This is a genomic window from Actinobacillus succinogenes 130Z, assembly GCF_000017245.1.
Taxonomy (GTDB): Bacteria; Pseudomonadota; Gammaproteobacteria; order Enterobacterales; family Pasteurellaceae; genus Exercitatus; species Exercitatus succinogenes.
Map to the genome: position 1 here is coordinate 294283 of NC_009655.1, position 13116 is coordinate 307398.

The 13116-nt window shown below is 45.0% G+C and carries 12 protein-coding genes and 1 pseudogene; 6 read left to right on the forward strand and 7 right to left on the reverse strand.

Annotation, left to right across the window (positions count from 1 at the left end):
• Positions 1-75: 75 nt before the first annotated feature.
• The 7 genes and pseudogenes from recA to ASUC_RS01390 form a co-directional block, all read right to left on the reverse strand.
• Positions 76-1179, reverse strand: a complete 1104-nt coding sequence (gene recA / locus ASUC_RS01360; RefSeq protein ID WP_011978916.1) for a recombinase RecA — start codon at positions 1177-1179, stop codon at positions 76-78.
• 211 nt (positions 1180-1390) lie between these two features.
• The gene (locus ASUC_RS01365; protein ID WP_011978917.1) at positions 1391-2257 is read right to left on the reverse strand and encodes a Dam family site-specific DNA-(adenine-N6)-methyltransferase; all 867 of its coding nucleotides are present in this window, start codon (positions 2255-2257) and stop codon (positions 1391-1393) included.
• A 5-nt stretch (positions 2258-2262) separates the two neighbouring features.
• A complete protein-coding gene (aroB, locus tag ASUC_RS01370; RefSeq protein ID WP_011978918.1) occupies positions 2263-3351 on the reverse strand; it encodes a 3-dehydroquinate synthase in 1089 nt (362 codons plus the stop codon).
• A 73-nt stretch (positions 3352-3424) separates the two neighbouring features.
• The gene (gene aroK / locus ASUC_RS01375; protein WP_011978919.1) at positions 3425-3952 is read right to left on the reverse strand and encodes a shikimate kinase AroK; all 528 of its coding nucleotides are present in this window, start codon (positions 3950-3952) and stop codon (positions 3425-3427) included.
• A gap of 289 nt (positions 3953-4241) precedes the next feature.
• Complete coding sequence (tkt, locus tag ASUC_RS01380) at positions 4242-6248, reverse strand: transketolase (protein ID WP_011978920.1); 2007 nt, start codon at positions 6246-6248, stop codon at positions 4242-4244.
• 61 nt (positions 6249-6309) lie between these two features.
• Positions 6310-6574, reverse strand: a pseudogene (locus tag ASUC_RS11060) (3-keto-L-gulonate-6-phosphate decarboxylase); the annotation flags it as partial.
• Between the two features lie 117 nt (positions 6575-6691).
• Complete coding sequence (locus ASUC_RS01390; RefSeq protein WP_011978921.1) at positions 6692-7480, reverse strand: IclR family transcriptional regulator; 789 nt, start codon at positions 7478-7480, stop codon at positions 6692-6694.
• A gap of 176 nt (positions 7481-7656) precedes the next feature.
• On the opposite strand from ASUC_RS01390, the gene yiaK reads away from it, so the two are divergent.
• The 6 genes from yiaK to ASUC_RS01420 all read left to right on the forward strand — a co-directional run bounded on the left by yiaK (position 7657) and on the right by ASUC_RS01420 (position 13092).
• Positions 7657-8655, forward strand: a complete 999-nt coding sequence (gene yiaK / locus ASUC_RS01395) for a 3-dehydro-L-gulonate 2-dehydrogenase (RefSeq protein ID WP_011978922.1) — start codon at positions 7657-7659, stop codon at positions 8653-8655.
• Positions 8656-8757: 102 nt separating this feature from the next.
• A complete protein-coding gene (locus ASUC_RS01400; protein WP_011978923.1) occupies positions 8758-9231 on the forward strand; it encodes a YhcH/YjgK/YiaL family protein in 474 nt (157 codons plus the stop codon).
• Positions 9228-9710, forward strand: a complete 483-nt coding sequence (locus ASUC_RS01405; protein ID WP_011978924.1) for a TRAP transporter small permease — start codon at positions 9228-9230, stop codon at positions 9708-9710. The genes ASUC_RS01400 and ASUC_RS01405 overlap by 4 nt, the downstream gene beginning before the upstream one ends.
• Complete coding sequence (locus ASUC_RS01410; RefSeq protein ID WP_011978925.1) at positions 9707-10984, forward strand: TRAP transporter large permease subunit; 1278 nt, start codon at positions 9707-9709, stop codon at positions 10982-10984. The genes ASUC_RS01405 and ASUC_RS01410 overlap by 4 nt, the downstream gene beginning before the upstream one ends.
• 72 nt (positions 10985-11056) lie before the next feature.
• Positions 11057-12043, forward strand: a complete 987-nt coding sequence (locus ASUC_RS01415) for a TRAP transporter substrate-binding protein (RefSeq protein WP_011978926.1) — start codon at positions 11057-11059, stop codon at positions 12041-12043.
• A gap of 59 nt (positions 12044-12102) precedes the next feature.
• The gene (locus ASUC_RS01420; RefSeq protein ID WP_011978927.1) at positions 12103-13092 is read left to right on the forward strand and encodes a TRAP transporter substrate-binding protein; all 990 of its coding nucleotides are present in this window, start codon (positions 12103-12105) and stop codon (positions 13090-13092) included.
• Positions 13093-13116: the final 24 nt, after the last annotated feature.

Sequence of the window (13116 nt, forward strand, 5' to 3'; positions counted from 1 at the left end):
GTGAAAATTATTGATATTTTCACCGCTCTTATCTCTCATCACAATTTATATGTTCGCGGGCGTTCCGATCGATTTCTATTCGAAATTAACCGTATCTTCACTGTCATCAAGTTCAGTATTTTTACCGGAACCGTCAAGTTCGGCAATTAACGTTTTTTCCGGATTTTCTTGGAATTCCGCTCGGATCTTACTTTCAAGTTCTGCCGCTTTTTCCGGGTTGTCAGCCAGCCATTTCATCGCATTGGCTTTACCCTGTCCGATTTTTTGTCCTTCATAGGCAAACCAGGCACCGGATTTTTGCACCAGTTTTTGTTTTACTCCCAATTCGATTAATTCACCGTTTTTAGAAATCCCTTCGCCGTACATAATTTGGAAATCTACAGTCCGGAACGGTGCCGCCAGTTTGTTTTTCACCACTTTCACGCGGGTTTCGTTACCAATAATCTCATCGCCGGCTTTGACCGAACCGATACGACGGATATCCAAACGGACTGAAGAATAAAATTTTAATGCATTACCGCCGGTAGTGGTTTCCGGATTACCGAACATTACACCGATTTTCATTCGGATTTGATTGATAAAGACCACCAGGCAATTGGAGGACTTGATTTGGGCGGTTAATTTACGTAATGCCTGAGACATTAAACGCGCCTGTAAACCTACGTGCGCATCGCCCATGTCACCTTCGATTTCCGCTTTAGGCGTTAATGCCGCCACCGAGTCTACGATAATCACATCAATGGCGCCGGAACGGACTAATGCGTCGCAGATTTCAAGTGCCTGCTCACCGTTATCCGGTTGAGAAATAAACAGTTCTTTTACATCGACACCTAATTTAGCAGCATAAATAGGATCAAGAGCGTGTTCCGCATCAATAAAGGCGCAGACTTTTCCGGCTTTTTGCGCTTGCGCTATAACGGAAAGAGTCAACGTGGTTTTACCGGAAGATTCCGGTCCGAAAATCTCGACGATGCGTCCCATAGGTAAACCGCCGATCCCTAACGCTACGTCTAAGCCGATGGAACCGGTTGAAACGGATTCAACATCCATATCCGGCCGATCGCCCAGTTTCATAATTGCGCCTTTACCAAATTGTTTTTCAATTTGTCCCAATGCGGCAGCCAATGCTTTTGATTTTTCTTCCGCGCTAGGTTTGGTTTTATCGTTCGGAGTTGCCATATGAAATCCTTTAAGTGTTTATCTGTAAATTCGTGCATATATTAACTGGTATAAAACACAGTATCAAGTTTTTTTTATATTTTTTATCGCAAACGTGAACTGCATTCCGTTTTATCGGTTAATTAATTGAAATTAAAGTATATTACCTTGAATGCGCACAATCGGACATTGTATGTTTAGCCGGAAATAATGAGTGCGGAAAATCCGCCGTTTAAGGCATGATGTTTCTTTTAGGATTAAATACGGCAATAAGTTCGTTAACCTTTAAGCGACGCTCGGATTTTCGACTGATACTTCGTTGCACCCGTATTTTTTTTAATTCGGCCTTTTGATAAATTTCACGGGTAAAGCGGGTATCGTGGTTTGAAATCACAACGGGGATTCTGCGTTCAATCCGTGTTTGATGTGCCAGATCCGCTAAGGCTTTCTGGTGTTCAAGAGAAAAATTATTGCCGGCATATTTGGTAAAATTGCTATCTTGGTGAAGCGGGGCGTAAGGCGGATCACAATAAATAACGGAATGTTCGTCGGCAAGGAGGAAAGTTTCTTGAAAATCGCCGCAAATAAATACCGCACTTTGCGCTTTTTGGGCGAAATAACGCATTTCGTTTTCGGGGAAATAGTGAGTTTTATGAGAACCGAAAGGCACGTTGAATTCGTTGTTGGCGTTGTAACGGCATAAGCCGTTAAAGCCGAAACGATTGAGATAAACAAACAGAACGGAACGCAGAAATACATCCCCGCTTTGGTTGAATTCCTCACGCCGTGCGTAATAATAGTCCGGTGTGTTAGCGTTCGGATGAAAGAAAACCGGTTTAAGTGCTGCGATATAGCATTCCACATCCTGTTTCAATACGTTGAACAGATTAATTAAATCGGGATTGATGTCCGCCAGAATATAGCGTTCGTAGTGGCTGTTTAAGAACACGGAGCCTGCACCGACAAAAGGTTCGACCAAGCATTTTTTCTTTTTCGGCAGTAAGCTGTTGATATCGTCCGTCAGGCGGTATTTACCGCCCGCCCATTTTAAAAACGAGCGGTATTTCGTCGGTTTGGTTTTGCGGATATGCTTGGTCATGAAAATCAATCGGTTTGCGTGCAGGCATAAATCGCATCAAGCACCAACGCGGGATCGGTATCTGTCGCGACATAAGCTTGCCCTAAGGCTTTCAGCAGTACCAGGCGCAACTTTCCGGCCAGTACTTTTTTATCACGCATCATGTGCGGCAAATAATCTTCCGGTTGCATGCCGTCCGGACTGAGGGTCGGCAGGTTGGCGCGGGCGAACAGTTTTTCCACACGTGCTACGTCCGTTCGGGCTAAATTACCGAGTTTTTCCGATAATGCCGCCGCCATCATACTGCCGGCGGCCACCGCTTCACCGTGTAACCAGTTGCCGTAACCGAGATGGGTTTCAATAGCATGACCGAAGGTATGCCCCAGATTCAGCAGGGCGCGATCGCCTTTTTCCGTTTCATCGCGAGCCACGACGTCGGCTTTAATCCGGCAACAGCGGGCGATACAGTATTGCAAATCCTGCTGATTCAGCGCTACCAGATTATCGATATGCCGCTCCAGCCATTCAAAGAACGGATAATCCAAAATCGCACCGTATTTAATCACTTCCGCCAGACCGGCGTTCACTTCCCGTTTCGGCAAAGTGTTCAAAGTGGTCGTGTCGATAATGACGGTGATAGGCTGATAAAACGCGCCGATCATATTTTTACCCAGTTCATGATTCACCGCCGTTTTACCGCCGACGGAAGAATCCACTTGCGACAACAAAGTCGTCGGAATCTGAATGAATTTTATTCCGCGTTGATAACTGGCGGCGGCATAACCCGCCACATCACCGATCACGCCGCCGCCGAGAGCGATTAACGTGGTGTCGCGTCCGTGGTTTTCTTGTAGAAGTGCTGTGAAAATTTGATTTAACGAACCGAGAGTCTTATATTTTTCGCCGTCTTTCAATAAGACATGGCTGACCTGACAACCGATTTGGTTCAAGGTGTCGGTTACAGTTTCAAGGTACAGCGGCGCAATGGTTTCGTTTGTGACAATCATTACTTTGTCGCCGGATTTCAGCGGATAAACCGAGCTATCCGTCAATAAACCTTCACCGATATAAATGGGATAACGGCGTTCTTTGAGTTCAACATTTACACATTGCATAAGCGAGTCCTTGAAAGGTTAAAAGTGCGGTTAAAAACCATCGTTTTTTCGACCGCACTTGATTTCGGCAGGGTTATCCATGGAAATTATCAATTAAATCAATAATTTGATTTGCCATGACTTTTGCGCTTTGTTCATCGGTCGGCAGGGTAATATCCGCGACTTCTTCATACAGCGGATTACGGATGACGGCTAAGTTTTCCAACACTTGGCGTGCATCTTCGACGCCTTGCAATAACGGGCGTTTTTTATCACGTTGCGTGCGCTCGAATTGTTTTGCCACCGTAGTTTGTAAATACACCACAATACCGCGGGCGGATAAATGATTTCGGTTTTCTTTTGACAAGACGACTCCGCCGCCGGTGGACAGCACAATTCCTTGTTTTTGGGTTAATTCGTTGATTATTCGTTCTTCGCGTTTGCGGAAACCGTTTTCTCCTTCAATATCGAAAATCCAGCTGATTTCTGCGCCGGCGCGTTCCTCAATGACGCTGTCGGAATCAAAAAATTCCATGCCGAGCTGTTGAGCTAACTGACGTCCGATGGTGCTTTTACCTGCCCCCATAGGACCGACTAAAAATATATTACGTTTTTCTGCCATTGTTATTTTTCTTCAAATTGACTTGATAAAATTTGATCCCTGAAATGCAAAAATTCAAGCGAAAAAAGAGGGATCACCTAAACTGGTGAATTATCGCAATAAATCGGGTGTTTTTTCAAGTTTATTCGGGAGGGGATCGTGTGATTTTCCATAAAAGTGCGGTCAAAAACCGGTATGTTTTGTCCTGTTTCCGCTTAAATCAGGTTATGCGTAATTTGTTCGGCTAACAAACCGGATGTAAAAAATCGCCGCCGCAACGATGTACGGCGACGATTTTGTTGATGCGAAATTAAAGAATTTCTTTGGCTTTCGCTACTACGTTTTCTACCGTAAAACCGAAGAGTTTGAATAGTTGCTCTGCCGGAGCGGATTCGCCAAAACGATTCATACCGATAATACGGCCTTCAAGACCGACGTATTTATACCAGAAATCGGCAATTTGTGCTTCGATAGCAACACGCTTGGTGACGGAGCTCGGCAAAACGGATTCGCGGTATGCTTCGTCCTGTTTGTCGAATACATTAGTGCTCGGCATTGACACGACACGAACTTTTACGCCTTCAGCATCCAATACGTCAGCCGCTTTCATGGCTAATTCCACTTCGGAACCGGTGGCGATCAGGATTAAATCCGGACAATCGCCTTTTTCACAACATTCGCGCAAAATGTAACCGCCGCGTGCCACGTTGGCTAATTGGGCGGAAGTGCGGTCTTGTTGCGCTAAGTTTTGACGGGTGAAGATTAATGCGCTCGGGCCGTCTTGACGTTCAACCGCCTCTTTCCAGGCAACGGCGGATTCTACTTGGTCTGCCGGACGCCATACGTTCAGATTAGGAATTAAACGTAATGCCGCCGTTTGCTCTACCGGTTGGTGAGTCGGGCCGTCTTCCCCCAAGCCGATGGAATCATGGGTATAAACGAATAATGCACGTTGTTTCATTAATGCCGCCATACGCACTGCATTGTGAGCGTATTCGTAGAACATTAGGAAAGTTGCACCGTAAGGAATGAAGCCGCCGTGTAAGGCGATACCGTTCATAATGGCGGACATACCGAATTCACGTACGCCGTAGTTGATGTAATTACCATCCGTATTTTCTTTCGCACGAATCGGTTTCGAACCCGACCATAAAGTGAGATTAGAACTTGCCAAGTCGGCCGAACCGCCTAAAAATTCAGGTAAAATACGGGCATAAGCTTCGATAGCATTTTGTGAAGCTTTACGGCTGGCAATGGCTGCCGGATTAGCTTGTAATTTTTCAATGAAAGCCTGAGATTCCGCCGCCCAGTTTGCCGGCAATTCACCGTTGACACGGCGAGTGAATTCAGTGGCTAATTCCGGGTAAGCTTTGGCATAAGCGGCAAATTTTTCATTCCATGCCGCTTCTGCCGCCTGACCGGCTGCTTTGGCATCCCATGCAGCGTAAATATCCGCCGGAATTTCAAACGGCGCATAATTCCAACCTAACGCTTTGCGCGTTAATGCGATTTCTTCTTCACCCAACGGCGCGCCGTGACAATCATGAGAGGCGGATTTATTAGGTGAACCGTAACCGATGATGGTTTTGCAAATAATAATGGACGGCTTTTCTGTTTCCGCTTGCGCCAATTTCACTGCAGCAGCAATTTGTTCCGGATCGTGACCGTCGACATTGTCGATAACTTGCCAGCCGTAAGCTTCGAAACGACCTTTCGTGTTATCGGTGAACCAGCCGTCCACATGACCGTCAATAGAAATATTGTTGTCATCGTAAAACGCGATTAATTTTCCTAGTCCCAAGGTTCCCGCCAACGAGCAGGCTTCATGGGATACGCCTTCCATTAAACAGCCGTCGCCTAAGAACACGTAAGTGTGGTGATCAACGATGTCATGCCCTTCGCGGTTGAATTGCGCCGCTAAGGTTTTTTCCGCAATCGCCATACCGACGGCATTGGTAATACCTTGACCAAGCGGACCGGTTGTGGTTTCGACGCCCGGTGCATAGCCGTATTCCGGATGTCCCGGCGTTTTAGAATGAAGCTGACGGAAGTTTTTTAAATCTTCAATGGAAAGATCATAACCGGTTAAATGCAAAAGACTGTAAATCAACATAGAACCGTGACCGTTGGAAAGCACGAAACGGTCGCGATCCGCCCATTTCGGATTGCTCGGATTGTGTTTCATAAAACCACGCCATAATACTTCGGCAATATCCGCCATTCCCATAGGGGCACCCGGGTGACCGGATTTTGCTTTTTGAACAGCATCCATACTTAATGCGCGAATCGCATTTGCTAATTGTTTTTGATCTGCCATTTTATTCTCCTAACTTGACCAAGTTTGTATAATTCTAAAATTAACATGTAACGTTATATAATTACCAATATTTATTGGTTTCGGCACGCATTGCGTCCACGGTTTGTTCCCCATTTTCGCCAACAAATGCACGTCCTGCAATGAAAACTTTCGCTTTTTTGAGATCTTTAAATAATTTGGTTCGGTTGGTTGCCATCGGTAATCGAGAGTTCTAATCCGATGATGTCTTCTAACGCTTTCATTTTTACCAGATCCTCTTTCGTCCAACCTTTACCTGCCAGCGCAGCATCACGGGAACGGTGGCAAATGGCCTGTTTTACGCCTAATGCCCCCATTGTTTGGTATCTATTACGGCTTTTTCTAAAGTAAGGGAATCTAACGCAATTTGTAATAACGGTTTTGTCATAATAAATATACGTATCCTTTAGGACATTTCTCGAATTTTAATCGCGGGAGTTAACCGTCCATCCCAGTTCTTGCGAAATAAGCTGTGCCGTAGGTTTAATTTTGTTCAGTAAGAAGTCAATACCGTATTGTTGCAACTTAGCTGTAGAGATAGATACGGACAAGGCGTATTTTACATGATTCTGAGAATCGAATATCGGACAAGCAATACATGAAATACCGATTTCGTTTTCTTCTCTGTCAACGGCAAATCCCAGTTTCTTCACTTCCTCCAATTCTTTTTTCATTAATGGCAATTTTGTAATCGTATTACAGGTCAGCATTTTTATTTGTGTTTCATTTTCCTGCCAATAACGGTCCAGATAGGCCGCTTGGTCATATGCCAAATAGAGTTTCCCCATGGCGGAACAGTAGAGTTGAAGATGTTGGCCGATATAGGCTCGGGTACGCATAATACCCATGGTAGGTTCCAGTTTATAGATCATAATGGCGTGATTATTTTCCCGCATGGAAAAATTGACGGTTTCGCCCAGTTCTAAATTCAATGTTTCCAGATAAGGCGATACCAAGCTGATGATATTGACGGAAGAAAGCATTTTTTGGCCGATCGAAAGGCACTTGCTGGTGAGGCGATAACTACCGATCCGGGTGGAGGGTTGAACGAAACCTTCTTGCTGTAACCCCTGTAACAGTCGGTGTACAGTGCTTTTATTCAATTCAGCCACATTGGATAACTGCAACAGCGAACAGCCGTTAGGAAATCGGCTTAAAATTTCGATTAAACGTAAGCCCCGGATAAGGCTTTGATTACCATTGTTTTTTTCCATACTACCTACACTCTCTTTTTTATTGTGCGTAATAGCTTAAATATACGGAATGAAGAAAAATGAGATCAAGATCACAAATTAGAGAATTGATTCTTAACATCTTCCCGTTTAAAGCATATAGTCACAAATGTGAAATCTAATTTCAACATATGAAATATACCAACAGGAGAGCAAAAATGAAAGTATCTTATGAAGAATTAAAAGCAGAGTTTAAACGCGTGTTATTGTCACGCAACGTGCGAGAAGATATTGCGGAAGAATGTGCAACCGTTTTTGCCGATACCACTCAGGCAGGCGCTTATTCTCACGGTGTAAACCGTTTTCCTCGTTTCATCCAACAATTGGAAAACGGCGATATTAAACCTGAAGCTCAACCTACTAAAGAACTTTCATTAGGCGCAATCGAACAATGGGATGCCCATCAGGCAATCGGTAATTTAACGGCTAAGAAAATGATGGACAGAGCCATGGAATTAGCCGCTCAAAACGGCGTGGGTATCGTGGCGTTACGTAATGCCAATCACTGGATGCGAGGCGGTTCATACGGCTGGCAAGCAGCAGAAAAAGGCTATATCGGTATCTGCTGGACCAATGCGTTAGCGGTCATGCCGCCGTGGGGGGCAAAAGAATGCCGTATCGGCACCAACCCGTTAATCGTTGCCGTGCCGACAACGCCAATTACCATGGTGGATATGTCTTGCTCTATGTATTCGTACGGTATGTTGGAAGTTCATCGTCTGCAGGGTTGTCAAACATTCGTGGATGCCGGTTTTGACGATAATGACAACCCGACCCGCGATCCGGCAACCGTTGAGAAAAACCGTCGATTAATGCCTATGGGTTTCTGGAAAGGTTCCGGTTTATCCATCGTATTGGATATGATTGCCACGCTGCTTTCTAACGGCGAATCTACCGCCGCGGTAACCGAAGACAAAGATGACGAATACTGCGTATCGCAAGTATTCATCGCTATTGAAGTGGATCGTTTGATTGACGGCAAAACCAGAGATGAAAAACTTAACCGTATTATAGATTATGTTAAAACTGCGGAACCGGTGGATCCTAACCAGCCGGTACGATTGCCGGGACACGAATTCACTACTATCCTTGCGGATAATATGGCAAACGGTATTCCGGTGAACGACACGGTTTGGGCTAAATTGAAATCTCTTTAAATTGTTCGTTCCCCTCTGTGTACGGACGGGGAACGATATATTTCGTTATAGCGATTTTTTCTTTCTACCTGATGTGGATATTTCATAGTTAAGAGGCATCCGATGATTTTTGGTCATATTTCAAACGTTAATCCCAACCCATACCCACAAGCCATTCGACTCGCCTTGGAGTATTTGACTAAAACGGACTTTGACGCCATGACGCCGGGACGTTATTCGTTAAAAGGCGATAAAATTTACGTTCAAGTATTGGATTTGGAAACTAAACCCAAAGCAGAATATTTGCCGGAAATTCACCGCACTTTTATCGATGTTCAATATCTGCATGCCGGCACGGAAATTATGGCGGTGTCTCCGGATTTGGGCAATAACCCCGTTGCGATTGAGTATGATCCGGAACGGGATATTTTATATTATGCCGAAGTTGAGAACGAACAGGAATTACATTGTCAGCCGGGCAACTTCGCCGTATTTTTCCCTGAAGATACCCACCGTGCGGCTATTTACGACGGTTCCGGCAAAATTCGTAAGATTGTGGTAAAAATCGCACTTAGCGAGATTGAGGAGAGTCTATGAATGCTTTAGCCCATTTTGTGAAAAAAGCCATTGAAGTCATTTGCGTGATAATTCTGTCTGCGATGTCTATCTTGGTTTTTGTGAACGTCGTATTACGTTACGGCTTTAACAGTAGTATAAACATTACCGAAGAAGTGTCCCGTTATATGTTTGTCTGGCTGGCTTTCTTAGGTGCCGTGCTGGCATTTAACGACAATCAACACGTGAGAGTAACGGTTTTTGTCGAAAAACTGTCGCCGGTTGCGCGCAAATTGCTGCATATTGTCACGGATGCCGCGATGTTGTTTTGCTGTTATCTGATTGTAGACGGCAGCTGGCTCCAATTTAATCTGAATCTGAACAACCTCGCACCGATTTCCGGTTTGCCGCAAGGTATCACTTATCTCGCCAGTACCATTGCCGGTATGTTAATCGGCATTCTTATCATAGCGCGTATGATAACCGGTATTTTCACCTTAAATAAGGGAGAAGCAAAATGACCGTAGTAATTTTTCTTTCTGTTTTATTAAGCGCGATCATTCTGGGCATTCCCGTTGCTTTCTCTTTACTCGTCTGCGGTGTGGCGTTAATGCTGCATTTGGACTTGTTCGATTCTCAGATCTTGGCCCAACAAATTGTAAGCGGGGCGGATAGTTTTTCTTTAATGGCGATTCCGTTCTTTATTCTTGCCGGTGAGCTCATGAATGAAGGCGGCTTGTCCAAACGTATTATCGATTTACCGATGAAACTTGTGGGGCATAAACGAGGCGGATTAGGCTTTGTCGCTATTCTTGCGGCAATGATTATGGCGAGTCTTTCCGGTTCCGCCGTAGCGGATACCGCAGCGGTCGCCGCAATGTTGTTACCGATGATGAAAACCACCGGTTATCCGGAAGCCCGTTCTGCCGGCTTAATCGGTACCGCCGGTATTATTGCACCGATTATACCGCCGTCTATCCCGTTTATCGTATTTGGGGTAGCCAGCGGCGTGTCTATCACTAAATTATTCTTAGCCGGTATTTTTCCGGGGATTTTCATGGGATTATGTTTAGGTCTGCTTTGGTGGTGGCAGGCAAAACGGTTAAACCTGATGACCTTTTCCAAAGCCACCAGACAGGACCTTTGCATTTCCTTTAAAAACAGTATTTGGGCATTATTGCTTCCGGTGATTATTATCGGCGGTTTCCGTACCGGTATTTTTACCCCGACAGAAGCCGGGGCAGTCGCTACTTTTTACGCGTTAATCGTCTCATTGTTCGTTTACCGCGAATTGAAATTCAAAGATTTGTACAAAGTCGTTTTAGCCGCTTCCAAAACCACGGCGGTCGTCATGTTTTTAGTAGCGGCGGCAAATGTCACGGGTTGGTTAATTACCGTTGCAGAATTGCCGATGATGCTAACGGAGTTACTGGAACCGTTGATTGAAACGCCGACAACCTTATTGCTTGTTGTAATGTTAGCGGTATTCGTCGTCGGTATGGTGATGGATTTAACCCCGACGGTGCTAATCTTAACGCCGGTATTAATGCCGTTAATTCAGGAAGCGGGAATTGATCCGGTGTATTTCGGCGTACTGTTCATCCTGAACACCTCCATCGGTTTGATTACCCCGCCGGTGGGTAATGTCTTAAATGTGATTACCGGCGTATCAAAATTACCGTTTGATAAAGCGGCAAGAGGCATTATGCCGTATCTGATCATGATGATCATGCTGCTTTTATTATTCGTCTTTTTCCCATCATTAGTGTTAGTTCCGCTAAGTTGGATGCAGTAAACAGTGTATAGATACGGCGTTTTGTATCTATAGTAAGAATTAAAAAAACTACTCAATAATTAGGAGAATCCTATGAAACTTTTTAATTTAAAAACATTAGCCGCATTGGTTGCAGGTATCGCCGTAATGTCCGGTTCTGCATCCGCGGAAACCTCATTCCGCTTCGGTTATGAAGCGCCGCGTTCCGATACTCAACACATCGCGGCCAAAAAATTTGCAGAGTTACTTAAAGAGAAAACTAAAGATGAAATCAAATTAAAACTTTTCCCGGACAGTACCTTGGGAAATGCGCAAACTATGATTAGCGGCGTGCGCGGCGGCACAATCGATATTGAAATGTCCGGCTCGCCGAACTTTACCGGCTTGGAACCGAAACTGAACGTTATAGATATTCCGTTTATTTTCAAAGACCGCGACCATGCGTTTAAAGTATTGGACGGCGAAATCGGACAGGGTTTGTTAAAAGACTTGGAAGCGCAAGGCTTAAAAGGGTTGGCGTACTGGGATGTGGGATTCCGTGCTTTCTCTAACTCCAAGCACTCCGTAAGCAAACCGGAAGATATTAAAGGCTTAAAAGTGCGTACCAACCAAAACCCAATGTATATCGAAGCCTTTACCCTGCTAGGCAGCAACCCGGTACCGATGCCGTTATCCGAACTATACACCGCCTTGGAAACCCGTGCGGTGGATGCGCAGGAACATCCGGTGGGTATTTTCTGGTCGTCCAAACTGTATGAAGTACAAAAATTCTTAAGTTTGACCAATCACGGCTATACCCCGTTAATCGTGGTGATGAACAAAGCGAAATTCGACGCTTTATCGCCCGAACTGCAACAAGCCGTTCTTGAATCTGCCAAAGAGGCGGGCGCATATCAACGCGAATTAAACATCAAAAATGAAAAAGAAATCATTGAAAATGTACGTAAAGAAGGCGTAGAAGTGACCGAACAGGTTGATCAAGCGCCGTTCAAAGCGGTAATTGAAGAAAAAGTACGTAAAACCTTTATCGACAAATACGGTAAAGAGTTAGTGGAACAAATCGACGCTTTAGCGAAATAACCGACCTGAACAAGCGGTGGCGCAATGTCACCGCTTCCGCTTCACGAATGGAGGGTTCAATGAAACTATTTTCTCTTACAAAACTGACCGCACTTATCGCAGGTATGACCTTATTTTCCGCCGTATCGGCGCAAGCGGAAACCGCGTTACGTTTCGGTTATGAAGCGCCGCGCAGCGATACGCAGCACATCGCCGCCAAAAAATTTAACGATCTGTTAAAAGAAAAAACCAGCGGTGAAATCAAATTGAATTTATTCCCCGACAGCACCTTAGGTAACGCGCAAACCATGATCAGCGCGGTACGCGGCGGTACGGTAGATTTGGAAATGTCCAGTTCGTCGAACTTCACGGGATTGGTTTCGGCATTAAATGTCATTGATATTCCGTTTATCTTTAAAGACCGCGCTCATGCTTACAAAGTGTTGGACGGTGAAATCGGTCGGAATTTATTAGCCCAATTAGATGCGCACGGGTTGAAGGGAATCGCCTTCTGGGAAGTGGGTTTCAGAGGATTTACCAACTCCAAACATCCGGTCACCAAACCGGAAGACATTAAAGGCTTAAAGGTCCGCACCAATCAAAATCCGATGTACATTAAAGCCTTCAGTATTTTAGGCGCCAATCCGGTGCCGATGCCGTTATCCGAGCTTTACACCGCATTAGAAACCAAAGCGGTAGATGCGCAGGAACATCCGATCGGTATCGTTTGGTCGTCCAAACTGTACGAGGTGCAAAAATATTTCAGCTTTACCAACCATGGCTACACCCCGTTAATCGTGGTGATGAACAAAGCGAAATTCGATGCGCTTTCGCCGGAACTGCAAAAAGCTATTGTGGATGCCGCAGAGGAAGCGGGCAAATATCAACGTCAGCTTAATTTAGACAACGAACAGGGTATTGTTGAAAAAATGAAAAAAGCCGGCATCGAATTTGTAGATAATCTGGATACCGCACCGTTTAAAGCGGCGGTGGAACAGGAAACCCGCAAGGCCTTTATTGATGCGAACGGCGACAGCCTAATCAAACAAATTGACGCTTTAGGCGAATAATAACTCCCGAAAAGTGCGGTTAAA